The 23,859-nt window shown below is 39.1% G+C and carries 33 protein-coding genes, 2 tRNA genes and 7 pseudogenes; 29 read left to right on the top strand and 13 right to left on the bottom strand.

Annotated features, from left to right (window positions below; all coding sequences use genetic code 11):
- The first annotated feature begins 78 nt into the window (after positions 1-78).
- The 15 genes and pseudogenes from KUH03_RS00165 to KUH03_RS00135 all read left to right on the top strand — a co-directional run bounded on the left by KUH03_RS00165 (position 79) and on the right by KUH03_RS00135 (position 6,795).
- Positions 79-782, top strand: a pseudogene (locus KUH03_RS00165) (response regulator).
- A 131-nt stretch (positions 783-913) separates the two neighbouring features.
- Positions 914-1,198, top strand: coding sequence for a histidine kinase dimerization/phospho-acceptor domain-containing protein (locus KUH03_RS00160; RefSeq protein ID WP_257091022.1), 285 nt, complete (start codon positions 914-916; stop codon positions 1,196-1,198).
- The gene (locus tag KUH03_RS00155) at positions 1,198-1,560 is read left to right on the top strand and encodes a sensor histidine kinase KdpD (RefSeq protein ID WP_257091021.1); all 363 of its coding nucleotides are present in this window, start codon (positions 1,198-1,200) and stop codon (positions 1,558-1,560) included. Before KUH03_RS00160 ends, KUH03_RS00155 begins: the two co-directional genes overlap by 1 nt.
- Positions 1,550-1,816, top strand: coding sequence for a hypothetical protein (locus KUH03_RS45045; RefSeq protein WP_306429405.1), 267 nt, complete (start codon positions 1,550-1,552; stop codon positions 1,814-1,816). Before KUH03_RS00155 ends, KUH03_RS45045 begins: the two co-directional genes overlap by 11 nt.
- Before the next feature lies 1 nt (position 1,817).
- On the top strand, positions 1,818-2,924 hold the full coding sequence (locus KUH03_RS45040) for a GAF domain-containing protein (protein WP_306429404.1): 1,107 nt from the start codon (positions 1,818-1,820) through the stop codon (positions 2,922-2,924).
- Positions 2,861-3,481 (top strand): HAMP domain-containing sensor histidine kinase, encoded by a 621-nt coding sequence (locus KUH03_RS45035; protein WP_306429403.1) that lies wholly within the window; start codon positions 2,861-2,863, stop codon positions 3,479-3,481. The genes KUH03_RS45040 and KUH03_RS45035 overlap by 64 nt, the downstream gene beginning before the upstream one ends.
- A gap of 8 nt (positions 3,482-3,489) precedes the next feature.
- Positions 3,490-3,735 (top strand): annotated as a pseudogene (locus KUH03_RS45030) (ATP-binding protein); the annotation flags it as partial.
- Between the two features lie 71 nt (positions 3,736-3,806).
- Positions 3,807-4,139 (top strand): hypothetical protein, encoded by a 333-nt coding sequence (locus KUH03_RS45025; protein ID WP_306429936.1) that lies wholly within the window; start codon positions 3,807-3,809, stop codon positions 4,137-4,139.
- Entirely contained in the window at positions 4,112-4,567 is a 456-nt protein-coding gene (locus tag KUH03_RS45020; RefSeq protein WP_306429402.1) for a response regulator, read from the top strand. The genes KUH03_RS45025 and KUH03_RS45020 overlap by 28 nt, the downstream gene beginning before the upstream one ends.
- On the top strand, positions 4,507-4,797 hold the full coding sequence (locus KUH03_RS45015) for a hypothetical protein (RefSeq protein ID WP_306429401.1): 291 nt from the start codon (positions 4,507-4,509) through the stop codon (positions 4,795-4,797). Before KUH03_RS45020 ends, KUH03_RS45015 begins: the two co-directional genes overlap by 61 nt.
- A complete protein-coding gene (locus KUH03_RS45010; protein WP_306429400.1) occupies positions 4,787-5,095 on the top strand; it encodes a response regulator in 309 nt (102 codons plus the stop codon). The genes KUH03_RS45015 and KUH03_RS45010 overlap by 11 nt, the downstream gene beginning before the upstream one ends.
- Before the next feature lie 62 nt (positions 5,096-5,157).
- Positions 5,158-5,529 (top strand): response regulator, encoded by a 372-nt coding sequence (locus KUH03_RS00145; RefSeq protein ID WP_120257349.1) that lies wholly within the window; start codon positions 5,158-5,160, stop codon positions 5,527-5,529.
- 2 nt (positions 5,530-5,531) lie between these two features.
- Complete coding sequence (locus tag KUH03_RS00140) at positions 5,532-6,113, top strand: protein-glutamate O-methyltransferase CheR (protein WP_306429399.1); 582 nt, start codon at positions 5,532-5,534, stop codon at positions 6,111-6,113.
- Complete coding sequence (locus KUH03_RS45005) at positions 6,110-6,400, top strand: CheR family methyltransferase (protein WP_306429398.1); 291 nt, start codon at positions 6,110-6,112, stop codon at positions 6,398-6,400. The genes KUH03_RS00140 and KUH03_RS45005 overlap by 4 nt, the downstream gene beginning before the upstream one ends.
- A gap of 32 nt (positions 6,401-6,432) precedes the next feature.
- Positions 6,433-6,795 carry a PleD family two-component system response regulator gene (locus KUH03_RS00135; protein ID WP_257091020.1) on the top strand — a complete coding sequence of 121 codons (363 nt, stop codon included), beginning with the start codon at positions 6,433-6,435 and terminating at the stop codon, positions 6,793-6,795.
- A gap of 580 nt (positions 6,796-7,375) precedes the next feature.
- Here KUH03_RS00135 and KUH03_RS00130 read toward each other — a convergent pair.
- Both KUH03_RS00130 and KUH03_RS00125 read right to left on the bottom strand, forming a co-directional pair.
- Positions 7,376-7,459, bottom strand: a tRNA-Ser gene (locus KUH03_RS00130).
- A gap of 55 nt (positions 7,460-7,514) precedes the next feature.
- Positions 7,515-7,966 (bottom strand): annotated as a pseudogene (locus tag KUH03_RS00125) (YceI family protein).
- Positions 7,967-8,217: 251 nt separating this feature from the next.
- Between KUH03_RS00125 and KUH03_RS00120 the strand changes: the two are divergent.
- From KUH03_RS00120 to KUH03_RS00110, 3 genes are all read left to right on the top strand, one after another.
- Positions 8,218-8,291: transfer RNA gene (locus KUH03_RS00120), tRNA-Arg, on the top strand.
- 341 nt (positions 8,292-8,632) lie between these two features.
- Positions 8,633-8,929 carry an MGMT family protein gene (locus KUH03_RS00115; protein WP_257091019.1) on the top strand — a complete coding sequence of 99 codons (297 nt, stop codon included), beginning with the start codon at positions 8,633-8,635 and terminating at the stop codon, positions 8,927-8,929.
- On the top strand, positions 8,919-9,470 hold the full coding sequence (locus KUH03_RS00110) for a DUF1697 domain-containing protein (protein ID WP_257091018.1): 552 nt from the start codon (positions 8,919-8,921) through the stop codon (positions 9,468-9,470). Before KUH03_RS00115 ends, KUH03_RS00110 begins: the two co-directional genes overlap by 11 nt.
- A 215-nt stretch (positions 9,471-9,685) precedes the next feature.
- Here the strand turns inward: KUH03_RS00110 and KUH03_RS00105 are convergent.
- Positions 9,686-10,572 (bottom strand): annotated as a pseudogene (locus KUH03_RS00105) (aldo/keto reductase).
- A gap of 143 nt (positions 10,573-10,715) precedes the next feature.
- On the opposite strand from KUH03_RS00105, the gene KUH03_RS00100 reads away from it, so the two are divergent.
- Positions 10,716-11,270, top strand: coding sequence for a peptidylprolyl isomerase (locus KUH03_RS00100; protein WP_257091017.1), 555 nt, complete (start codon positions 10,716-10,718; stop codon positions 11,268-11,270).
- Positions 11,271-11,416: 146 nt separating this feature from the next.
- Here the strand turns inward: KUH03_RS00100 and KUH03_RS00095 are convergent, their stop codons facing one another.
- The 3 genes from KUH03_RS00095 to KUH03_RS00085 all read right to left on the bottom strand — a co-directional run bounded on the left by KUH03_RS00095 (position 11,417) and on the right by KUH03_RS00085 (position 13,431).
- Positions 11,417-12,052 carry an HdeD family acid-resistance protein gene (locus KUH03_RS00095; RefSeq protein ID WP_257091016.1) on the bottom strand — a complete coding sequence of 212 codons (636 nt, stop codon included), beginning with the start codon at positions 12,050-12,052 and terminating at the stop codon, positions 11,417-11,419.
- Positions 12,053-12,107: 55 nt separating this feature from the next.
- Complete coding sequence (locus KUH03_RS00090; protein ID WP_257091015.1) at positions 12,108-12,251, bottom strand: hypothetical protein; 144 nt, start codon at positions 12,249-12,251, stop codon at positions 12,108-12,110.
- Positions 12,252-12,591: 340 nt separating this feature from the next.
- Complete coding sequence (locus tag KUH03_RS00085) at positions 12,592-13,431, bottom strand: aldo/keto reductase (RefSeq protein ID WP_257091014.1); 840 nt, start codon at positions 13,429-13,431, stop codon at positions 12,592-12,594.
- Positions 13,432-13,702: 271 nt separating this feature from the next.
- Here KUH03_RS00085 and KUH03_RS47860 point away from each other — a divergent pair.
- Positions 13,703-15,920: pseudogene (locus tag KUH03_RS47860) on the top strand (NADP-dependent isocitrate dehydrogenase).
- A 105-nt stretch (positions 15,921-16,025) separates the two neighbouring features.
- On the opposite strand, the gene KUH03_RS00065 reads toward KUH03_RS47860, so the two are convergent.
- From KUH03_RS00065 to KUH03_RS47850, 5 genes and pseudogenes are all read right to left on the bottom strand, one after another.
- Positions 16,026-16,736 carry a glycoside hydrolase family 43 protein gene (locus KUH03_RS00065; RefSeq protein WP_257091012.1) on the bottom strand — a complete coding sequence of 237 codons (711 nt, stop codon included), beginning with the start codon at positions 16,734-16,736 and terminating at the stop codon, positions 16,026-16,028.
- Positions 16,737-16,782: 46 nt separating this feature from the next.
- On the bottom strand, positions 16,783-16,977 hold the full coding sequence (locus KUH03_RS00060) for a hypothetical protein (protein ID WP_257091011.1): 195 nt from the start codon (positions 16,975-16,977) through the stop codon (positions 16,783-16,785).
- Between the two features lie 250 nt (positions 16,978-17,227).
- On the bottom strand, positions 17,228-17,611 hold the full coding sequence (locus tag KUH03_RS00055; RefSeq protein ID WP_257091010.1) for an META domain-containing protein: 384 nt from the start codon (positions 17,609-17,611) through the stop codon (positions 17,228-17,230).
- Positions 17,612-17,650: 39 nt separating this feature from the next.
- Positions 17,651-17,701 (bottom strand): annotated as a pseudogene (locus KUH03_RS47855) (hypothetical protein); the annotation flags it as partial.
- Between the two features lie 146 nt (positions 17,702-17,847).
- Positions 17,848-18,027 (bottom strand): annotated as a pseudogene (locus tag KUH03_RS47850) (DUF4377 domain-containing protein); the annotation flags it as partial.
- Between the two features lie 168 nt (positions 18,028-18,195).
- Here KUH03_RS47850 and KUH03_RS00045 point away from each other — a divergent pair.
- The 9 genes from KUH03_RS00045 to KUH03_RS00010 all read left to right on the top strand — a co-directional run bounded on the left by KUH03_RS00045 (position 18,196) and on the right by KUH03_RS00010 (position 23,221).
- On the top strand, positions 18,196-18,918 hold the full coding sequence (locus KUH03_RS00045; RefSeq protein ID WP_257091009.1) for a hypothetical protein: 723 nt from the start codon (positions 18,196-18,198) through the stop codon (positions 18,916-18,918).
- Between the two features lie 204 nt (positions 18,919-19,122).
- On the top strand, positions 19,123-19,542 hold the full coding sequence (locus tag KUH03_RS45000) for an alpha/beta hydrolase-fold protein (protein WP_306429397.1): 420 nt from the start codon (positions 19,123-19,125) through the stop codon (positions 19,540-19,542).
- Complete coding sequence (locus KUH03_RS44995; RefSeq protein ID WP_306429909.1) at positions 19,485-19,976, top strand: alpha/beta hydrolase family protein; 492 nt, start codon at positions 19,485-19,487, stop codon at positions 19,974-19,976. Before KUH03_RS45000 ends, KUH03_RS44995 begins: the two co-directional genes overlap by 58 nt.
- A 344-nt stretch (positions 19,977-20,320) precedes the next feature.
- Positions 20,321-20,833, top strand: a complete 513-nt coding sequence (locus tag KUH03_RS00035; RefSeq protein WP_257091008.1) for a TonB-dependent siderophore receptor — start codon at positions 20,321-20,323, stop codon at positions 20,831-20,833.
- A 59-nt stretch (positions 20,834-20,892) separates the two neighbouring features.
- A complete protein-coding gene (locus tag KUH03_RS00030; RefSeq protein WP_257091007.1) occupies positions 20,893-21,594 on the top strand; it encodes a hypothetical protein in 702 nt (233 codons plus the stop codon).
- 8 nt (positions 21,595-21,602) lie between these two features.
- Positions 21,603-21,959 (top strand): TonB-dependent receptor, encoded by a 357-nt coding sequence (locus KUH03_RS00025; RefSeq protein WP_257091006.1) that lies wholly within the window; start codon positions 21,603-21,605, stop codon positions 21,957-21,959.
- Positions 21,917-22,318 carry a TonB-dependent receptor gene (locus KUH03_RS00020; protein ID WP_257091005.1) on the top strand — a complete coding sequence of 134 codons (402 nt, stop codon included), beginning with the start codon at positions 21,917-21,919 and terminating at the stop codon, positions 22,316-22,318. Before KUH03_RS00025 ends, KUH03_RS00020 begins: the two co-directional genes overlap by 43 nt.
- Before the next feature lie 107 nt (positions 22,319-22,425).
- Positions 22,426-22,920: a DUF4249 domain-containing protein gene (locus KUH03_RS00015; protein ID WP_257091004.1), complete on the top strand. Its 495-nt coding sequence runs from the start codon at positions 22,426-22,428 to the stop codon at positions 22,918-22,920.
- A gap of 10 nt (positions 22,921-22,930) precedes the next feature.
- On the top strand, positions 22,931-23,221 hold the full coding sequence (locus tag KUH03_RS00010) for a hypothetical protein (RefSeq protein WP_257091003.1): 291 nt from the start codon (positions 22,931-22,933) through the stop codon (positions 23,219-23,221).
- A gap of 3 nt (positions 23,222-23,224) precedes the next feature.
- Here the strand turns inward: KUH03_RS00010 and KUH03_RS00005 are convergent, their stop codons facing one another.
- Entirely contained in the window at positions 23,225-23,629 is a 405-nt protein-coding gene (locus KUH03_RS00005; protein WP_306429396.1) for a polysaccharide deacetylase family protein, read from the bottom strand.
- Positions 23,589-23,765 carry a polysaccharide deacetylase family protein gene (locus tag KUH03_RS44990; RefSeq protein WP_306429395.1) on the bottom strand — a complete coding sequence of 59 codons (177 nt, stop codon included), beginning with the start codon at positions 23,763-23,765 and terminating at the stop codon, positions 23,589-23,591. Before KUH03_RS44990 ends, KUH03_RS00005 begins: the two co-directional genes overlap by 41 nt.
- Positions 23,766-23,859: the final 94 nt, after the last annotated feature.

Below are 23,859 nucleotides of genomic sequence, written 5' to 3'. Positions count from 1 at the left end.
TTTGCCTGAAATGATTCTCGCGTGGATTCGGTTAATTTCTTTACATTTGTTTACTTTGATTCTTAGTTTTAGCTCTCTATGATATTAATAGTCGATGACAACCCAGATAATATTTATTCGTTACAAAAGTTATTAGAATCCAAAAATTTTAAAGTCGATACCGCCCAGTCTGGCGAAGAAGCTTTAAAGAAGATTTTAAAATATAATTATGCTTTAATCATATTGATGTGCAGATGCCCGATATGGACGGTTTTGAAGTTGCCGAGAACATTGCTGGATTCAGTAAGACCAAGGAGACGCCTATCATATTCTTGTCTGCCGTCAATACAGATAAACGCTTTATTACAAAGGGTTATGATTCTGGAGGTTTGGACTATGTAACCAAACCTGTTGATCCGGATATCCTGATGCTCAAAGTCAAAACATTCTACCGGCTATATGAGCAGACGCAAGCGTTAAAAGATATCCAGCAGACCTTGGAGATGGAGGTAGAGAGACGAAAGCAGGCACAAAAAGAGCTTCGTTCGAAAGTGGATTATTTGCATACGTTACTGGAATCATTGCCCCAAATTGCGTTTACCTGTGACCATCGTGGGAATATCGGCTTTGTCAATGGTCGTTGGTTTCAATTTTCGGACAATGAGCATACATTTCCGCAGACACATCCTGATGACAGACCGATTGCTACCGAGTTGCAAGAAAGTCTTGAATCCGGCAAACCTCTGGAAATGGAGGTACGGGTCAAAAAGCGGATGAATCGGGGTATTCTTATCAATTATTAAGGGTTTGGCCAATTTTAGAGAATGGTGAAAATAATTGGGTAGGAACCTTTACTGATATAGATGTCCAAAAGAAAGCTGAGAAAGAAAAGGATGAATTTTTAAGTATAGCCAGTCACGAACTCAAGACTCCATTGACGAGTATTAAAGCTTATATGCAGTTGCTTGCCCGAAAGCTAAAACTTGACAAAGGTTGTGCTGAGGCCAAATATGTCAACAGAGTTCAGGATCAAGTGGAAAAACTCAATAGTCTGATTACCGATTTGCTCGATTTATCAAAAATTGACAATGGCAAATTAGGTATCAATAAAAAGTCTTTTCGCTTGAACGTATGGTTCAGAACGCCATTGATTCCATCGTGCAGACCCATGATCAGAGCAATATGGAATTATATCGGCAAGGAGATATTTCCGACTTAATGATATATGGAGATGAGATACGACTTGAACAGGTGCTCGTTAATTTTTTAACCAATGCTTATAAATACGCGGCTGGAACAGAGAAGGTAATCGTTGATTGTGAAATCATGGTAGACTTTGTCAAAGTGAGTGTGATAGATTTCGGAATCGGAATACCCGAAAGCAAGCAGTCTGAAGTTTTCGATAAGTTTTACCGCGTAGAAGAAACTTCGTTTGATTTTCAGGGCCTGGGAATAGGCCTTTATATTTGTTCGGAAATTATACGTAGCCATCAAGGTACAATTGCCGTCGAAAGTTCAGCCGGTAAGGGAGCCACTTTTTATTTTACAATACCATTAAATCTGCCTACAGATGCCAAATAAAACACTGAATAACTTATCTATAGGAATTGGCTTATCCTTATTTGTACTGTTGGTTAGTTCCACAGCCTCCTATCTAGGGATTAAAGAGCAGAATAAACATCGTCGGGAGTTGACCGCTACCCGGAAAATAATCAGTTTATCAAATATTATCCTGAATTCTTTACAGGGGCTGAAACGGGAAACAGGGGCTATTTGCTCACAGGAAAGAGAATTACCTGGAGCCATTCAACCAAGCTTTAGAGAACCTGCCGATTGAATTGAAGGAAATAAAGGAGCTGACGGAAGCAGATCCGGACCAAAAGGTTCGCGTAGATAGTTTATTTACAGCGGCTCAGCAAAGGTTAGCTGTATTAAAAGAATCAGTGAATATCAAAAGGAATGGCGGGACTGTAAGTCTGGCACATCTCGACGAGAGCAAATCCGCCATGGACAAATGCCGGACCATTATCAAGGATATTATTCACTATGAAGATGACGATATCGATCAGAAATCTGCCAATTTAGATAACTCTTCTTTTATAACGACCTTATTTATCGTTATCAGTGCTTTACTATCTTTGATTATTACAGCATACTTTTATTTTCGGCTGAGGGCTGACTTTCTAAAACGTTTAGCACTGGAAAAATCGCTGGTGGAAAAGGATGAAGGAATTGCACGTAGACTAAATCTGGTTCAACAAATCACCAATCGTATTGCTGCCGGTGATTACAATGTAAAAGCAGAAGATATCGAGGAAGATGATCTCGGTGCGATCGCAAAATCTGTGAATCGGATGTCAAAATCCTTGAAAAAATCGTTTGATCAGCTTAAAGATAATGACTGGTTACATATGGGATATGCTGATCTCTATACGGGATTGGTCGGCAACAAAACCGAAAGATTACTCACCACAGATGCAATAAAAGGATTAGTAAATTATATTGGCGCTATCACGGGAGCGATATATATATTCAATGAAGAAAAACTTGAACGATCAGGATGTTATGGATTGGATCCGAAAACACAGCTCTACTTCCTTCCGGGTGAAGGCTATGTGGGACAAGTATTCGTCGATAAGGAATTAAAAGTCGTCAATAATATCCGTACAGAAGATTATCTGGTTAGTTTTGCCAGTGGCAAAATCAATGTGCCACATCTTATTTTTGTACCTATCGTATCGGCAGATCAAGTATTGGGTGTTTTGGAGATTGGACATGGTCAGCCATTTACAGAAATAGAAATAACCTTTCTGACCGAATGTGCCCGACAACTTGGTATCGCTATAGCATCTGCAAAGGTCGTGCCAAAATCCAGGCACTTTTGGAGGAAACACAGGTTCAATCGGAGGAATTATTGTCACAACATGCTGAACTTGAGAATCTAAATACGGAATTGGAGGCCCAGACCCTGCGCTTACAGTCGTCTGAAGAGGAACTGAAGGTACAACATGAAGAATTGATGCAATCTAACCAGGAGTTAGAGGAACGTTCAAGATTGTTGGAGGATAAAAATCTATTGATTGCCGAACGGAATCAGGAAATTCAACAGAAGGCGGAAGAACTTGCGTTGAGTACAAAATATAAGTCGGAATTTTTAGCAAATATGTCTCATGAACTGCGTACGCCGCTAAATTCTATTCTGCTACTTTCTCGCCTGTTATCCGAAAATAATGAACAGAATCTGAGTTCGGATCAGATTGAATCGGCTAAAGTGATCCAAAGTTCCGGAACAAGTCTATTGACATTAATAGACGAGATATTGGATCTTTCAAAGATTGAATCTGGTAAGATGACCTTGGAATATGCGAGTCTAAATTTAAACGATATTTCTGCAGATCTGAATAATTTATTCTTGCCATTGGTCAATGAGAAAGGCTTGGCCTTCACGATCAATATTGATCCCAACCTCAACCAACGTTTTCAGGAGATCGGCTTAGAATAGATCAGGTATTGCGTAATCTGATCTCTAATGCGATTAAATTTACTGCGGCAGGCGAAGTAAGATTGGATATTTATGAGGACAGTGCAGCTAAAGATAAACTTGTTTTTGCAGTTGTAGACTCCGGTATTGGGATACCATTAGAGAAACAAAAGATAATTTTTGAAGCTTTCCAACAAGCAGATGGTTCCACGCGGAGGAAATTTGGTGGTACAGGATTAGGTTTATCCATTAGCAGGGAGATTGCCCGCTTGCTCGGAGGGGAAATCAGATTAGTGAGTGAGGAAGGAAAGGTAGTACGTTTTTATTTATCATTCCGAATCATCAAGTGGAACCTGATGAAGTTCGCTCAAAGGAGCAGCAGCTCGTGGAAGAGATCCATTCTGAAATTGAGGAGGTGCGTGAGCTTGTCATGGACGATGTCTATAATCCTGCGACAATACGTATACCTGAAGAGCTGCCTGATGATCGGAATCATATTACCGATGGAGATAAGGTTATTCTGATTGTCGAAGATGATATCAATTTTGCGAAAGCACTATTGAAATATGCGCATAGCCAGCACTATAAAGGTGTTGTTGTGGTACGGGAGATCACGCGCTACCAGCAGCCAAGAAGTACCATCCGCAGGCTGTGTTATTGGATATTCAGTTACCCATAATGGATGGTTGGGCTGTGATGGATGAATTAAAAGGGGATAAGGAGACACGGCATATTCCTGTACATATCATGTCTTCGCTTGAAGTGAAAAAGGAAAGTCTGCTCAAAGGTGCGATTGATTTTATCAATAAACCCGTAGCACTAGAGCAGATGACATCTGTGTTCCAGAAAATTGAATCCGCATTGAGTAGGTCCCCGAAAAAGGTTCTTATTGTCGAAGAAAATCCTAAACATGCAAGTGCACTCGCTTATTTTTTAAGTAGTTTTAATATTTCACTTGAAGTAAAGGATAATGTGGCTGATAGTATCGATGCATTGGGAACGGCCGAGGTAGACTGCGTAATCTTGGATATGGGGTACCTGATGAAATGGGCTACAATACATTGGAAGCCATCAAACAGCATGAAGGACTTGAAAATCTACCTATAATCATATTTACTGGCAAAAATCTATCGAAATCTGAGGAGCTGAAAATTAAAAAATATGCAGACTCTGTTGTTGTCAAAACTGCGCATTCCTATCAGCGTATCCTTGATGAGGTTGGCTTATTTCTGCATTTGATTGAAATTAACAATTCAGATGATGTGAGACGGAAAAACAATGGCTTGGGGGCTTTGACCGATGTGCTGAAAGGGAAAAAAAGTATTAGTGGCCGATGATGATGTACGCAATATATTTTCGATGACAAAGGCATTGGAAAAATTTCAGGTGCAAGTCATTCCGGCAATGGACGGCAAGGAAGCCCTAGAAGTGCTGAACTCGGGCGAGGCTATTGATATTGTGCTGATGGATATGATGATGCCTGAAATGGATGGATATGAAACGATCAAGAATATTAGACAGACACCTCCATTTGCAACATTGCCTATCATTGCGGTTACGGCCAAATCTATGATTGGCGATCGGGAAAAAATGTATACAAGCGGGAGCTTCAGACTATATTTCAAAACCTGTTGATATAGATCAGCTTCTTTCATTGTTGCGGGTATGGTTGTACGAGAATTAATGGAGACGGTTTAATGAATCGAAATAAGGTAATATTAATTGTGGACGATGACAACCGAAATATTTTCGCGCTGGGGCTAACCTTAAGAGCGAGGGGTTATCAGGTCGTTAGTTGCGCCATGGCAAAGGAAGCAATAGAATTATTGGAGGCTGAAAATAATGTTTCATTGGTTTTGATGGACATGATGATGCCTGAAATAGATGGGTATGAGGCTATTCGTTTGATTCGCAGTTCTACCGCTATTAAAGATCTTCCCATTATAGCGGTGACAGCACAGGCAATGAGTGGAGACCGAGAAAAATGCCTCGCAGCGGGGGCACAGGCGTACGTGTCAAAGCCAATTGATGTGGATATACTAATGGTTGAAATAGAACAGTTAATTTAGCGATGTTGGGCCATAATATAATTAAAGATGAGGAGATAGATATTTTACTGGAAGATATCTACCAACGCTATGGCTACGATTTTATACAATATAGTCGGGCTTCGATCAAAAGAAGGATTAATAGAATCATGACGAATGACCGATTTGCGAGTTTTGCGGAACTCCGGTTTGCGCTAAGAGACGATCCGCAGTTTCTTCAGCATTTTGTTGAGGAGATTACGGTTAATTTGACTGAGATGTTTAGGGATCCGCTGTTTTTTAGGCAATTGCGTGAGGAGATTTTGCCGCAACTGGGGACCTATCCGCTGATACGGATTTGGATCGCTGGATGTTCAAGTGGAGAGGAAGCTTATTCGCTCGCAATTTTATTGAAGGAGGCCAATCTGCATCATAAATCGTTAATCTATGCTACCGATATTAATCCGCGCGTATTAGAAATAGCGCGTAATGGAATCTATCCTTTAAGCCAGATTAAGTCGTTTTCAGAAAACTATATTGAATCCGGCGGAAAGCAGGACTTCTCTAACTATTATACGGCAAATTATGAATGGGCAAAATTTAACCCAGAGCTGAAACAAAAATGATCCTATCAACCCATAACTTGGTGTCAGATACATCGTTTAACAGCTTTCAATTGATACTATGCCGGAACGTGTTGATTTATTTCAACAAGGATTTGCAGGACCGGGTTTTTAAACTGTTTGATGCGAGTCTGGAAAATTTGGGATATCTTGCATTGGGCAGCAAGGAAACCATAAGGTTCTCCAGTATACAACAGAATTTCACCGCAGTGGGTGATCAAAAATTTGGAAAAAACTTTATTCGTTATAATATGGTTCTATTTAGAAATGGTATGACATTCAGACCATAGTAGGCCCCTATAAAAGACATAAATTAAGCTATATGAGCAAAAGAAAAACTGTACTGATATTTGAAGATGATACGATTATTTTAGAGGTCATAACAGTCGTGCTGACAGATTTGGGATTTCATGTAGAAGTCTCCGAGACTTCACACGATATTATTCAGAAGGTTGAAACTACAGAACCTAATCTTATTTTGATGGACAATTGGATCCCAAATATTGGGGGAGTAGAGGCAACCCGGCTGTTGAAGGCCGATGACCGGTTCAAACATATTCCTGTTATTTATGTGTCCGCCAATAACGATATTGAATCATTAGCTGCTCGTGCCGGGGCAGATGATTTCCTGTCCAAGCCCTTTGATCTTGATGATCTGGAAGGTATTGTTAATAAACATATCTAACAAAAATCGTACTATTGATATGTCCTACTGACAAACGATTTATAGCCTACAGACCTTTGTAGACTTATTGTACCGTACATGGAGAAGTGTATTATGCCTCCCCAATTGCCAACCCTTCTGGTTCGAATCCAAATACAACGAAAAAAGCCTTTCATTTTTGAAAGGCTTTTTCTGCGGAGAGTGAGCGATTTATCGCGTCCCACACCCCTTGCTATAACCCGCGATGATAAAGTTCGAACCCCGGCCAGCCCTTCTGGTTCGAATCCGAATACAACGAAAAAAGCCTTTCATTTCTGAAAGGCTTATTCTGCGGAGAGTGAGGGATTTATCGCGTCCCACACCCCTTGCCATAACCCGCGATGATAAAGTTCGAACCCCGGCCAACCCTTCTGGTTCGCATCCGAATACAACGAAAAAGCCTTTCATTTCTGAAAGGCTTTTTCTGCGGAGAGTGAGGGATTTATCGCGTCCCACACCCCTTGCCATAACCCGCGATGATAAAGTTCGAACCCCGGCCAACCCTTCTGGTTCGCATCCAAATACAACGAAAAAGCCTTTCATTTCTGAAAGGCTTATTCTGCGGAGAGTGAGGGATTCGAACCCCGAACCTGTGACAGTTAACGGTTTTCAAGACCGCCGCATTCGACCACTCTGCCAACTCTCCGCGACAAAAGTACGAATTTTTGCTCTCCTGCCAAATTTTATTTTAGAAATACTTCTTATTTTGCTTTTATAAACTGGATATCAGCACTAAATTTTACGTCATCACTCACCATCACACCGCCTGTTTCAAGAGCTGCATTCCAATTAAGTCCAAATTCTGAGCGTTTGATCTTTCCTTCTACGATAAATCCAGCTTTGGTATTTCCCCAAGGGTCTTTCTGAATACCTGCAAATTCCAATTCAAATACGACAGGTCGAGTCACGTCCCGGATAGTCAGATTTCCTTTGATTTCTTCATTCGCTAAGCTTGTTGCTTCAAATGTTATCGCTGGATATTTTTCTACGTCAAAAAATCAGCACTTTTTAAGTGTCCATCCTGTTGTTCATTTCGTGTATTGATTGATGCTGTATCGATAGTTACTTTTGCAAGAGCATTATCAAAATTATCATCGTCTGTATCAAGATCTATTTTAAAATTGTCAAAGTTTCCTTTAACATTTGTGATCATCATGTGTTTTACTTTGAATTCTATCTCGCTATGTGCAGCGTCTAATTCCCATTTTCCTTGTGCCATAATTTTTGTGTTTTCTTATTTGTTTAATAATACAAAGGTAACAGCAGCTTTTAAATTTTTGTTTGACCTAGATCAATAAAATAATCTTATTGAAAAGCAATCAGTTATTGAAAAACCGCAAAAAAAAGCATATGATATTTTGGAATTGTTGAACAAATGTCTACTTTTGCATTACCGAAAACGACGCGCCAATAGCTCAGCTGGATAGAGCATCGGTTTTCTAAACCGACGGTCTCAGGTTCGAATCCTGATTGGCGTACAAAATTGTAAAAGGTCCTTAATAATTATATTAAGGACCTTTTTTACTTATTAGCAATTTGTAGCCATGCTAGATGAATCTTTCTTAACCTAGGATCTGAACAGGTGTTGTTTTCCTTTTGAAGTTATCTCCTTTATTAAAACACGCACTGTTTTTAGCGGAACTATGCAGCCTGAGGATAAATTTATCCACAATTTAAGTTTAGTCATGCTATCGTTAAGCATCTGTTTTTTTGTATCTTTAGTCGACATTGAATTATATTGATTTTGGCTTATCATTACTGATCTGAACGATCTGTAGGGCCTAATGATAAGTTGAGTTAGGGATCTAATAGATACAATATGGATGAAACATTTAAACAGCAAGTGTATGAATTGGCGAGATTAATTCCAAAAGGGCGAGTTTCAACATATGGCGCAATTGCTAAAGCGCTGGGTTATCCAAATCATTCCCGCCATGTTGGAAAAGCAATGGGAGGATGTCCCAAAGATGTGCCTGCGCATCGGGTGATTTCAAGTGGCGGAGTACTGTCGGTTCCAGAGTTTCAGTCTAAACTCGAAAACGAAGGCGTTGGAATAAATAATCTCAGGATCAAGGATTTTAAAAAGATATTTTGGAATCCGATGGATGAAGTTTAATAAATCGATAAAAGATGAAATACTGCGCGTTTTTACGAGGGGTAAATGTAAAGGAACCAACATGAAGATGGTCGATGTATGCCAGGTATTTAAAGATGCTGGGATGGATCAGGTAAGTTCGGTGTTGGCTTCCGGAAATATTGTTTTTTCTTCGGATAGGTCCGCGGAAGAACTTAAAATAGTTCTGGAAGCAGCGATGTCCAGTTATTTTTCCTATGAATCCTTCCTTTTCATTAAGTCGCAGGAAGAAACGAGTTTATTTTGGAGTAACATTCCCTTTGAAAAACATCCTGATTTTCATATTTATGGTTTTGTAGGTTTACATGGGATAGAAGAAGTTCTCCTAGATGAATTTAATAAAAGTACCAAAGCCAATAATGAAAAAGCGGAAGTGATCAATGGACTGTTTTACTGGCAGGTCCCTAAAGGAAATACATTGGATTCAACATTCGGAAAAGTATTGGGTAAGAAAAATCTGAAAGATAAGTTCACAAGCAGGAATGTGAATACATTTGAGAAAATTTTGAAGATCATGCATTAAATCAATGTGTGTTGATTTAATGGAATTATATGTAAAAAGCGTATTAATTACCTTAAGATAATCAATACGCTTTTATGTTAATGAAGTAATTTATACTTTGATCTAGCCTTTATTAATCTCCGCAGATTGAGCCCATATATTGATATGTCCATCTTTTGCATACAGATCAATCTCATGAATTTCTTCTGGACTAAATGATAGGTTCTTGAGCGACCCTACGCAATCGATGACCTGTTGTGGCTTGATGCGCCGATCAGTGCCGAAGTCACTTGCTGGTTGCGAAAGACCCAAGCGATGGCCATTTGGGCCAAAGACTGCCCCCTGCGTTGTGCAATAGCATGAAGTGCCTGTATGTTCTGTCTGTTTTCCTCACTTAAAAACTTTGTCTGCAAGGATTTTGATTGTGATGCCCTGCTATCCTCTGGGATATGATGTAAATATTTGTCCGTTAGCATGCCCTGGGCGAGTGGCGAAAAACAATAGAGCCAATACCGATTTCATCCAGTGTGTCCAATAGCCCATCTGTCTCCACCCATCGGTTTAACATAGAATAGCTGGGCTGATGGATTATAAACGGTGTTCCTAAGGATTTCAATATTGCGTAAGCCTCTTTGGTACGTTGCGAATTATAAGACGAAATACCAATATAAAGGGCTTTTCCACTCCGTACAAGTTGATCCAAAGCCAACATGGTTTCTTCTAATGGTGTGTTTGGGTCAAAGCGATGTGAATAGAAAATGTCAACATAATCTGTACCTAGACGTTTTAAAGATTGATCACAGCTGGAAATAATATACTTTCTGCTGCCCCATTCGCCATAAGGACCATCCCACATGTGGTACCCTGCCTTCGACGAAATAATCAATTCATCCCGGTGGCCAGCGAACTGTTGCTTAAGAATTTGTCCGAATGCGGTTTCTGCACTTCCTGGAGGCGGACCATAATTATTGGCAAGGTCAAAATGCGTGATTCCAAGATCAAAAGCTGTCGTACAGATATCAACTTTGGTTTGGTGGGCTGTGTCGTTTCCAAAGTTGTGCCATAGACCTAAAGAAATAGCTGGTAACTGAAGACCGGATTTACCACAACGATTGTATATCATCTGTTGGTAGCGATCAGGGTTTGGGATATACTGCATAAATTTGAATTGTTATAATCCAAATATAATAATAAACGGATTTCCTCGAATTGAAATTTAGTGTATTTTTATACGAAATTTTGAATAAGTTGATTCTGTTAATAAATATGAAGAAAATCACACTGATTATAGGCCTGTTGTTCATCTGCATGAGTAACAGTAATGCCCAGTCAAAACGGCTGTTATTTAAAACCGCATTTGGAGAATTTAAGGTGGTGCTCTATGATTTTACGCCAAATCATCGGGATCTGATCTTAAAGTCCATAAAGGATACTGTCTACCAAGGCGCATTATTTAATCGCATTATTGAAAATTTTGTGGTACAAGGTGGTGAGCACGATATAGATATTGAAAAGAGAGAGGCGGTAGATCCCCAGCACCGCAAACCCCGTTTGGCTGCCGAATTCGACCAACGTGCTTTTCACAAAATGGGCGCATTGGGGGCGGGACGTGATGGTAACCCTGAAAAAGCCTCTTTCTTGAATCAAATCTATTTTGTCGTTGGAAAGAAGATCAGTTCTGCTGATCTCGATAGTCTGGAAATAAAAAAGGGTATAAAATACAGTAAAAAACAGCGCAAGGAATATTTAGCGCACGGTGGACAACCTAGGCTTGATCATGATTTTACAGTCTTTGGCGAAATATATCAGGTCTTGATGTGATCTTGAAGATTAGCCAGGTGAAAACAGATCAACAGGACTTCCCTTTAGAAAAAGTTCCTTTTAGCATCGTGGAGATCAAAGAATAAAACCATCTTTTAAGATGGTTTTATTCTTATAGTAGGAAGCTATCTTTTATATACCTTTCTCTATTTGTTGTGTTGTTCAAACTCTTCTTTTAATTTTTCGTAACGTTCTTTCCATTCGTTAGGAAGTTTGTCGGGGATATTTTTCAGGCTTTTCAGCTGAAAAGCAAATACACAGGCAGCAAAGCCAGCGGTACTAATTGCCATTCCGGTCCATATCACAAGAGATAACCCTGCAAAAAGCGGGTTCCAAAGTAAAATAAAGCTAAAGACAATACCTAGTACCGAAAATAATGTAATCCAGCCCCAAGATTTACTGCCATAGTTTTTGAGATCAAAGGAGAAAGACAACAATTGAAAAGATCTGAACAAAGCATAAAATCCGACAATAAAAGCCAAAGTTCCTGCAGATAACAGGGGATTGGTCATCAATAAAATTCCAAATAAGGCGTAAAGGATACCACCGGTAAGGTACCAGCCCCAACCGTCAACCTCATTTTTGTTTTGTAAGGCAAAAATAATTTCTAGTATCCCAGAAACAATGAATGACCAGGAAAACAACATACTCAATGCGAGAAAGGATGCGACTGGCGTGGATATCGTATAGAAACCCAATAAAATCAAAAGAATTCCAATGATAAGCGGAATATACCAATGTTTAATGGAGGACCTGATTGTTTTTAAAAATGAATTTGCCATAATAGTGTTGTTAAATTTAAATCTTTCCGGATTCTTTAAAAATAGTGTAAGATGCCTATACAATATTGACTTCAGCATTTGCAGACTTCAATCCCGCTGCGAATTTAGAAATGGAAGTGCCTATGGTATAGATTATTCGTGTCAACTCGCCAATTGGTTCAAATACTTTTTTCAATAATATACTACTTCCTATCAGCAAACGTTTTGTTGTATATCGACACATCACGTCGTGGGTAGGCCTTATTGTATTTAATGTATGCAGTATTAACAGTTGCGCTAAACTTTTGTTTCGAGCAAGCCTATATTTCTTGTTTTTTGGAATTTGCAAATCGTGTTAAGAGCGTGGGGTAGGGCTAAAAGAATGGAACTTGCCGCATCAACAACGGGAAGCTGTCAATTTATTCACAGGCAGCATGTAGTTGGGGAACTTGCTGTCGCAATTCAAAATCAACAGGTTCGAGGTGGAAAAAGATAAAAAGTCCTCCAAGCATATTCGCTTGGAGGACTCTTGCTATGTGATTTGGAATACTATCGATGATTTAGAATGCTACTTTTTTAGGATCCGATCCGGAGAAGCCCATTGCTGGTAATGTCCGAATTGTCCTGATATCCTCCTCCGTAAGATCGAAGCTATCAATATCCAAGTTTCGTTTAATATTTGCCGGATTGGTGGATTTTGGTAGTGGTAAAATGCCCTGCGAGAGAGCAAATTTAATACAGATCTGTCCGACACTGGTAGACTTCTGTTCCGCTAAAGCGATCAGGGTCTCATCCTGCAATATTCTTCCTGAGCCTAGTGGAGACCATGCCTGCACCAAAATATCATTTGATTTGCAAAGCTCGACAGTTTCCTCTTGCAGATAACCAGGGTGGAATTCAATTTGATTGACAGCCGGGATGATCGTTGCTGTTTCCAATAATTTGGCGAGATACTCTTTCGGGAAATTGCTAACCCCAATAGCTTTCACCTTTCCCTGTTGGTATAAATATTCAAGGGCTTTCCAGGTATCGGCATTAATCGCTGCCCAATCCTCAAATTGAGTTTCGTTGGCTGGCCAGTGTATCAAATACAGGTCCAGATATTCCAATTCCAAGTCTGCAAGGGATTTTTCAAATGCAGCTATTGTCTTATCATAACCACGTTCAGTATTCCAAAGTTTGGTTGTTATAAATAACGTATTACGAGCTATTCCGCTATCTTTGATCGCTCTGCCGACACTTTTCTCATTACCATAAATTGCCGCAGTGTCAATATGTGTATATCCTGCTGCCAGAGCTTCCTTAACAGCTTGGTATGCGTCTTCTCCTTCCGGAATTTGCCAGGTTCCAAATCCAATTGCTGGAATATCAATTCCATTGTTCAATTTGAATGATTTCATGCTTAATAATAATTTTTGTTTGACTAAATTAGGATTTCAATCCTATTATCTCGTCACTGAAATGTCAAGAGGGCTGTCTTTTAAAGCGATGATGGCAAACTTATTCTGTATTGCCAAAATATATTTATTTTCACAATTTTATTGTCAAAAGGTCGGATTAACGCATGGTTTATAGCATTAATTCTTATCTTTAGGCGAAATTTTGAGAAATTTAGATTTTTCACTGATTTCACATAGCATTAAAAATTAAACATATTTCTAATAGATTACTATGTCAAACAAATCAAAAATTGTTTGGACAAAAACAGACGAAGCACCTTTGTTGGCGACTTACTCGTTTTTGCCTATTGTACAAGCGATTACAGCTACAGCTGATATCGATGTTGAATTGAGAGATATCTCTTTAGCAGGTCGTGTTCTTGCAAGCTTTCCAGAATTTTTAAAAGAAGATCAAAAAATTGCCGATGCATTGGCAGAGTTGGGGCAGATGGCAACAACTCCAGAGGCAAACATTATCAAGTTGCCAAATATTTCTGCGTCTATTCCACAGTTGAAGGGTGCTATTGCCGAATTACAAAAGCTGGTTATGCTATTCCAAACTATCCAGATGAAGCAACTACTGAGGAAGAAAAATCCATCAAGGCTAAATATGCGAAAGTATTGGGATCAGCTGTAAACCCGGTATTACGTGAAGGTAACTCTGACCGTCGCGCACCTAAGGCGGTGAAGAATTATGCTAAAGCAAATCCACATAAGATGGGTGCTTGGGCAAAGGATTCAAAAACGAAGGTAGCATCGATGACATCTGGTGATTTCTATGGTTCAGAGCAATCTGTAACAGTAGAAAAAGCAGGTCAATTCAAAATTGAATTTGTGGATGCACAAGGTGCTGTTACTGAATTAAAAGGTCTTTCTCCGTTGAAAGCTGGTGAAGTAATAGATACTTCGACCTTAAGCTTGAATGCATTGAAAGGTTTTGTTGCTGATGCAATAGCAGAAGCGAAAGCTGCTGGTGTATTGTTATCTGCGCATTTGAAAGCAACAATGATGAAAGTTTCCGATCCAATTATCTTTGGAGCAGTGGTTGAAACATACTTTGCAGATGTGTTTGCAGCGTATGGCGACTTGTTCAAAGAACTGGGGTCAACAAAAACAATGGTTTAGGTGAAGTATATGCTAAAATTGCAGGTCACGCAAAGGAAGCGGAAGTGAAAGCTGCTATCGATGCTGCGATCGCAAAAGGTCCTGCTTTGGCAATGGTTAACTCAGATAAAGGTATTACAAATTTCCATGTTCCTTCTGATGTAATTATTGATGCTTCTATGCCAGCAATGATCCGTATCGGTGGTAAAATGTGGAATAAGGAAGGCCAAGAAGAAGATACCATCGCCATGGTTCCCGACCGTTCTTACGCAGGTGTTTATGAAGCTACAATAGAAGACTGTAAAGCAAATGGCGCTTTGGATCCCAAAACAATGGGTTCTGTTCCAAATGTTGGTTTGATGGCTCAGAAAGCGGAAGAATATGGTTCACACGACAAAACTTTCCAGGCTGCTGGTAATGGTGTGATCCGTGTCGTAGATGCCGAAGGTAATGTATACATGGAGCAAAAGGTTGATGAAGGTGATATCTTCCGCATGTGTCAAACAAAAGATGCACCTATTCAAGATTGGGTAAAATTAGCAGTAAACCGCGCGCGTTTGTCTGGTACTCCAGCAGTATTCTGGTTAGATAAAGGCCGTGCTCACGATAGAGAGATCATCAAGAAAGTAGAGAAATACTTGCCTGATTTTGATACAACAGGTTTGGATATTAGAATCCTTTCACCAATAGAAGCTACTAAATTCTCTTTGGAGCGTATCCGTAAAGGCGAAGATACAATCTCTGTAACAGGTAACGTATTACGTGATTATCTGACAGATTTATTCCCTATTTTGGAAGTTGGTACTTCAGCAAAAATGTTGTCTATTGTACCATTGATGAATGGTGGTGGTTTGTTTGAAACTGGTGCAGGTGGCTCGGCTCCAAAACACGTAGAGCAATTTCTTCAGGAAGGTTACCTACGTTGGGATTCATTAGGCGAATTTTTGGCACTGGGTGCTTCTTTGGAGCACTTGTCGCAAACGCAAAATAATGCTAAAGCGCTGGTTTTAGCAGAGACGTTAGACGAAGCAACAGAGAAATTCTTGGCAAATGATAAATCTCCGGCGCGTCGAGTGGGGCAGATTGATAACCGTGGATCTCATTTTTATTTAACATTATATTGGGCTCAGGCTTTAGCTGCTCAAACGAAAGATGCAGATTTAGCAAATCGATTTGCAGGTGTTGCACAAGTATTGACAGATAACGAAGCTAAAATCAATGAAGAATTGATCGGAGCACAAGGTCAGGCACAAAACATCGGTGGTTATTACTTCCCTAATGACGAATTAGCAACAAAAGCTATGCGTCCTTCAGAGACATTAAATAGTGCAATAGCGGGTATTTAATTGCTAATTGTCTTAATTAAATAATGAGAGCCCCGGTCATCGATCGGGGCTCTTCTGTTTAGGTTTGGTTGTATGTATATTTCTTACTCCCTTGGGAAAAATAATCTATTTTAATGGGTATTTGACACCTTTAAAGGTCATTTCGACCGGGAGAATATGACCATTTTTGTCAAATTTCATCTCTTCGATACAGGTGACACGTTCATTGGCTCCTTCCTTTCCTAATGGCCTACGGTGATAGACGATGAAATATTTGTCTTTATTGGGTACTTTGATAACGGAATGATGCCCAGCACCGACAGCAACCTTTGGATCACGTTCGAGAATTGTTCCGATACGTTCAAATGGTCCAAAAGGAGAATCGGCAATTGCGTAAGCCACTTTATAATCCGGACCAGTCCAACCACCTTCGGACCACATAAAATAGTATTTACCATTTTTAATAAACATAAATGGCCCTTCTACATAATCCTTTGGTGTAATTTCCTTGTAATAGGTCCCGTCATCGAAGGGAAGCAAGCCCGTAAAATCAGGTTTAAGTTTGACCAAATTACAATGCTTCCAGCCACCATAATACATGTAGAATGTTCCATCCTTATCTTTAAATACAAACTGATCTATAGGCTGCGCACCATTGATAATGTCATTGATCAAAGGTTTGCCAAGTAAATCTGTATAAGGCCCTTCAGGTTTGTCTGCTACAGCGACACCAATTCCGCCGATTTCGCCCTGATGGACATCGTTTGCACTAAAGAATAAATAATATTTGCCCTTGTTTTCGAGGACAGCAGGAGCCCACATCGCTTTTTTGCCCATGTTACCTGATTGTTTTGAAGTACACGGGGATGTTTTGTCCAGCTAGTCAGATCTGATGAAGAAAAAGCATCAAAAATACCTGTTCTTCATAAGGTGCCGAATAGGTGGGAAAAATCCAATATTTGTTTCCATAGATGATACCCTCCGGATCTGCATAGTTTCCACGAATGACGGGATTCTGTTGTGCAAAGAGTGTCGTTGCCAATAATAGAGATGTTGTCGTAAAAAATGTTCTGATCATCGTTATGCTTTAAATGGTTAAGATAGGATATCTTGTCGGTTGGGATATTCAAAAAAATCATTTTTATGCGGATTTTTCTCAATATTTTCAAAGTGTTAAAATTATGTTAAAATGAGGTGGTACTTTCGATTCTTTCCGCTTTATTTCACATATTTGTTTATGTCATTTCCAAATGGCATAAATACTTTTCATAAAATAGGTTAATAATATGGCTAAGATACCCGGAGTCCCCAGACTTCGGGTGTTTTTTTTATTCACGCTCCAAGCCGAAGATCATCACTAGCCTTCCGTCTATATATAAGTTTAGTGTCTGCTCGGCGATATCAAATTGAATCTGTTTTTGCTCAACAACCGCGAAGAAATCATTTTCAATATTGGGTCCATTGCAAGACTTCATGGTGCTTGCCAAGTTCGGAAAGCTTATCATATTGCCTTTAATGCTAAAATTTCCCCAAAATTTATTACATCCCGTCGATCCGGCGATCGTTCCATTTTTTGCGTCGAAACCAATGTTGGCGCTGTTGCTTGTTACATCTTTGCCATTTAACTGCAGCAAATTCCACTTAAATCTGGCGAGGAATGAGGCAACACTGGGGAGCTCGGTGACTTTATCTTTGGAAATAATATTAAGCAATTCATAATGTATACTGTCGGTATCTTTTGCTTTCGTTTGCTTTACTTTGATGCGATAACGATACTGTTCCTGGTAATCAAAACCGAGAATGGGTACCGAAATATATTCCCATTTGTTTTTTTGTTGGATTTTATCTGTAGACAGGTCAATTTTCCAGACACTGGGTCATTGACATAATTCTCACCGACATCCCAAATGGTGATGTCAGAATGATCAACTTTCAATTTGCTAATAATTTCCTCCAATGTGTAGATTGACGCTTGTGCTGTTTTTGTCTTTTTTACACGAATATTGTACTCAAACGCGGCATTGTAATTAAACTGTTGAATTTCCGCATAAAAATTCTCCCAGTTTTTACTATTGTAATACTTTACAAGATAAGGTGGCGTATTGTCAAGTCCAGATTTTACTTTTATCCGAAACGAAGTGCTTTGTGCCTGTAAAGTATATTGGAATAGAAATAATAGGATAAAAACAAACTTGATTTAATGGATTTCTTCATAATGGGCATTAAATATCAATAAAAACGTATCTTTAAACATGAATATTGCACGAACAAAAGTACTCGTGATGATTGTACTTTTTTGTCCGGCTTACGGATATATGCCCAAAATAACAAGGATTATTTTAAAACACAAATCCCCTTAGGCGAATTGAAAGATGCACAGTTAAAAGAAGTGTCTGGAATTGTGGCGGCTCAAGAAGAGGGCTGTTTTTGGGTTCATAATGATAGTGGGGATGGTGCAAACATCTATCTGATCGATCGTCAGGCCAATCTACTCAAAAAGTTTAGACTCGAAGGTGTGGATGTGGTTGATTGTGAGGATATGGATCGCGTCAAAATCAATGGTAAAAATTACCTGGTTTTGGCTGATATCGGCAATAATCTTGGGAAGCGGACTTGGGCAAGCCTGTATGTATTTCCTGAGCCTTCAGCCAATGATTCGCTCGTCATATCCAAAAAAGATATTAAAACCATATTTGTCAAATTTCCGGGGCAAAAACGTTTAGATGCGGAATCCATTATGGTTGATCCCCGTGATAATATGTTGTATATCGTTTCTAAGCGTGAATTTCATTCCACAGTATATGCTGCTGCTGTTTTTAAAGGTGTTCAACAACAGTATTTTACGTTAACCAAAGTCGCCGAACTTCCTTTTACTTTTGCTACAGCTTCGGCTATCGATCCAACAGGAAGAGAGATGCTTATCAAGAATATTACACATATCTTTTATTGGAAGAGAAAACCGGGGAATCTTGGGGAGGTGCACTGCAACGGAAACCAATCGAGGTGCCTTATACGGTAGAGCCCCAGGGGAAGCGATCACTTTTGATAATAAGGGGACTGGCTTTTATACAATTAGTGAACGTCCATTTGGATTAAAATCCTATCTTTATTATTTTGAAAAAATTCTAAATCAGCGGATAAGTAACAAGCTCAATTCAGTAAAACAGATCATTGATAGCGGTCTGAATAGATCGAATGAACATATATACCAATTGCTAACATCATGAATTTAAAACAAATTTTACTTTTATCACTTGCGCTATTTTGCTTTGTATGGGCTAGTAAGGCTGCCAAGGTGGATACCTTGAATATTCCAAGTCGGAGTATGGCAAAAGAGATTAAAACAGTCGTTATTCTCCCCAAAGGTTATTCAGCGAATACGAAATATCCTGTGCTTTACTTACTTCACGGATATTCAGGTAATTATAGTAATTGGGTTAAAAATACCACTGTAGCTTCTTTGGCAGACCAATATGGATATATGGTGGTTTGTCCGGATGGGGATTTGGAAGTTGGTATTGGGATAGTGCCAACGATCGGAATTATCAATATGAAACATTTGTTTCCAAAGAACTCGTTGATTATATCGATCAGCATTACACGACAGTCAAAGATCGAAAAGGTAGAGCAATTACCGGACTGAGTATGGGAGGGCATGGGGCCTTATCGCTTGCGATAAAACATCAGGATCTCTATGGAGCAGCGGGTAGTACAGCAGGTGGTGTTGATTTTAGACCCTTCCCTTTAAATTGGGAAATTAAGGATCGTATCGGTAATTATGCAGATGTGCCACAGGCTTGGGACGATCGAGTGGTGATCAATATGATCCCGAAATTGCTGAATAATAAACTTCGTCTGATGATTGATTGTGGTAAAGAGGATTTTTTCTATACTGTCAATATCGCGCTGCATGACAAACTCATGTATCACAACATCAACCACACCTTTGTTACAAGTGAGGGTGGGCATAATTGGGCCTATTGGTCACGCTCAATTATCTATCAAATGGCTTTTTTAACGAATTTTTCAATCAGCCAGAAAAAAATAGTATTAAAAATAGATAAATATTTGGCTTAAATGAATAAAATGCTATTTTTGTTTCCAGAAGATCTTGACTAACAAATTATAAACTTATTATTAAGCCTTGCAAATTGTAAGGCTTTTTTATTATTTTCAATAAATTTTTGATTTCAATCTGTTATGCTTAAACCTATAAAGGTTGTTTTTTATTTTTCTTCTATTTTGTTTTGCGCACAGCAATCCTATGGTCAACAATCCAAATCTATATCAGGATTTATCAGAGATAGTATAAGTGGTGAAAATATTATTGGCGCCTTGGTCCGTAATGACACAGAAAGAAAATCGACGGCTTCCAATAAATATGGATTTTTAGTTTATCCCTTCGTGGAGAGGAGGCCTTCTTGGAAGTTTCCTCAATGGGATATAGAACAAAGGTTTTACCGGTCCAAATAGGAAAAGACTCTACTTACATTGTACAATTGGTACCCGAAGAAAATCAATTGGCTGAGGTGGTTGTCACTGGAAATAGAAGAAAATCGATCAAAGATTTGACTCCCGGCTTGACGCAATTTAGTCCGAAGGAGATTGAGAAAGTTCCTGTATTATTTGGAGAGAAAGATATTTTAAAGACAATTCAATTGTTTCCAGGCGTGACAAGTGGCGGCGAAGGAAGTAGCAATTTTTATGTTCGTGGAGGTGGTGGAGACCAAAATCTGATTTTGTTGGATGAAGCCCCAGTTTACAATAGCTCTCACCTTTTTGGTTTCTTTTCAACCTTTAACTCTGATGCCATCAAAGATGTCAACTTTTATAAAGGTGGTGTACCCGCGCAGTATGGAGGAAAGATCTCTTCGGTCATGGAAATAACAACCTTGGATGGAAATAACCAGCATTTTAATGTTGAAGGGGATTAGGGTTAATAGCGTCACGACTGAAGGTCGAGGGGCCTATACAAAAAGGGAAGAGTTCATTTATGATATCCGGTAGACGTACCTACGCCGATTTATTCCTGAAGCTTTCAAGTGATGAGAACATTAAGAAAAGCGCATTATTCTTCTATGACCTGAATGCCAAGTTGAATTATAGGATTAACGATAAGAATACCCTTTATTTATCGGGATATTTCGGTAAAGATGCCATGGCTTACCATGATTTATTTGACTTCAATTGGGGGAACGCAACCGGAACGATGCGCTGGAATCATGTTTGGAGCAATCGCTTATTCAGTAATACTACATTGATATTCAGTAAATTTAATTATCAGGTGAAGATTGAAGACGACAATAATTTCAAGATTCGTTCGGATATCTTCAATTATAACTTTAAACAGGATTTTCAATATAGCCTCTCGGACCATCACAATCTAAAGTTTGGTCTACAGGCGGCCTTACAGGAGATTCGTCCAGCAAGTATCGAAGCCGGTGAAGATTCCAAAGTAAATTCATTACGTATTCAAGAACGCAAAGGGTTGGATGTTGCCGCATACATTTCGGATGATTGGGCGATAAATGATAAATTCAAACTGAATTATGGTATTAGGGCAACAGCGTATGCCGCTTTAGGACCGGGGATGTTCTATACCTATGATAATGCTGGAGAGGCTGTTGATTCAACCTATGTGGGGAGTGGAGAAATGGGTAAAAATATGTTTACCTGGAGCCACGTCTTTCGCTGAACTACGCCTTGAATGAATTAACAACATTAAAGGCTTCTTATAATACGAATGTCCAGTACCTGCATCAATTGAGCAATACAACAAGTAGCTTGCCAACAGATCAGTACGTGTTAAGCAACAATACCATAAAACCGCAATTGTCAACACAATATTCCTTGGGTTATTTTCGGAATTTTGCGTCTAATAGGTATGAGTTTTCTGTAGAAGGTTACTATAGAGACCTTAAAAATCAGATCGACTATAGGAATGGAGCTGATCTACAGGCGAATGAACTCCTGGATGGTGAACTGCTATTTGGAAAAGGAAGAGCATATGGCGTTGAGTGGTTTATAAAGAAACGATTGGGAGGCTTAGTGGATGGATAAGTTATACATTATCCAAAAGTGAAAGACAATTTGACCAGATCAATGATGGAGAGTGGTTTAACGCGCGTCAGGATAAGATTCATAATATCGCAGTCGTGGCACAATATCAATTGAATCCTAAATGGAATCTAAGCGCAAACTTTGTCTATTATACGGGTGATGCGGTAACCATGCCTGCTGGGAAATATTTTGTTGACGATAGAACCATCTTCTATTACGATAAGCGGAATGGCCAACGTATGCCGGCTTATCACCGCTTGGATCTCGCCGCGACCTATGATATCAAGCGTACAAAAATACTTATTCCAGTTTATCTTTCGGAATTTATAACGCTTATAATCGCAAAAATGCTTATTTGATTGATTTTAGAGAGAAAGAAGGACAATCCAATATAACAGAGATCTATAGGATTGCGTTGTTTGGAACTATACCCTCCATTACTTGGAACTTTAAATTTTAGCACAACATGAGAAAGATAGTAGGATTGATCGCCATAGCTTGGATAACTTTGATTGGTTGTGAAGATAAAATTGATTTGAAATTACCTGAAAACACGGGCCAGCTCGTGATTACAGCTGATCTAATGGTGTCGGATCAACTACATGAGATCCGTATTCAAAAAGTCGTCAGTTTAAAAGAATCAATGTTAGCTCCAATAACAGATGCGGAAGTTTACATAAGAAATCTGCAAAATAATCGTATATATACCTTTTTGCCTGGATCCGATGGTGTGTATACCAATAAGACATTGCGACTACAGGAAAAGTCCAGTTATCGACTGTATGTCAAAACCGCTGATGGCAAAGAAATTGAAGGAACTTCGACAGTACCGTCCTATGTGGATGTGGATTCGATAGGACTTTCCGAACGGATCATATTTACAGACACCATATATTATCCTACACTGGTCTTTAACGATCCCCAGAAAAAGGGAACTATTATAAGTATAAGATGTCTGTGAACGGGGAGAGTTGCGCTTTATCGATGTGTTTAGTGATAAATATAATAATGGGCTGCAAGTACAACATGATATTGTCGACCGCGATAGAGATCTCAAGATAGGAGATCGGGTACGGGTTTTGCGTCAATGCATTGATCTGGGCGCATATAACTATTGGAATAGCTTCCAGATGATTAATCCTGGAGCAGCGTCACCTTCCAATCCGATTTCAAATCTGTCCAATAATGTTTTGGGATATTTCAGTGTGAGTGTAGGTAAATATTACGAATCTGAAGTGGTTTTATCGCGATCTAGGCCCTAATACTTATTCTAGTCTTACTATTTGATATTGATTTGCTAGGAGAAATTCAATCGTTCTAGGTAAAGCGTATTCAACTCGGGGAATGGCTTTGATATTGTCATGGAAGATGATAATCGAGCCATTCTGTATATTGGGAAGTACATTTTCAAGGCATTTTTCAGGACTTAGCTTCTGATCAAAGTCGCCGGACATGATATCCCACATTACCACACGATAATTTTTGTATAACTTTTTAAGCTGTGATTTTGTTGCTTTTGCATAAGGTGGACGAAAGAGATCGGTTTGTGTTAGCTCCTGACATTGAGTTACATTGTCGATGTAGACCTCGTCATTTGTATCCCAGCCCTTGAGGTGATTGTAGGTATGATTACCTACTTGATGTCCTTCTTGTAAAATTCTTTGAAACAAATGTGGATTTTTTTAATATTTTCACCAACACAAAAAAATGTTGCCTTGACCTGATATTTTTTAGGATATCGAGTATAAAAGGTGTAATTTCAGGAATTGGACCATCATCAAAAGTAAGATAGACTTTTTTTTCCATCCTCGGCATATGCCAGACTGATCTGGGGTAAAGCCAACGAAGGAAGAAAGGGATTTGACAAAATACATAACCGATAAATGAAGTTCAAATCTAT

It is taken from the genome of Sphingobacterium sp. E70 (assembly GCF_019285695.1).
Lineage (GTDB): Bacteria > Bacteroidota > Bacteroidia > Sphingobacteriales > Sphingobacteriaceae > Sphingobacterium > Sphingobacterium detergens.
This window is presented reverse-complemented; position numbering and strand designations above follow the sequence as displayed.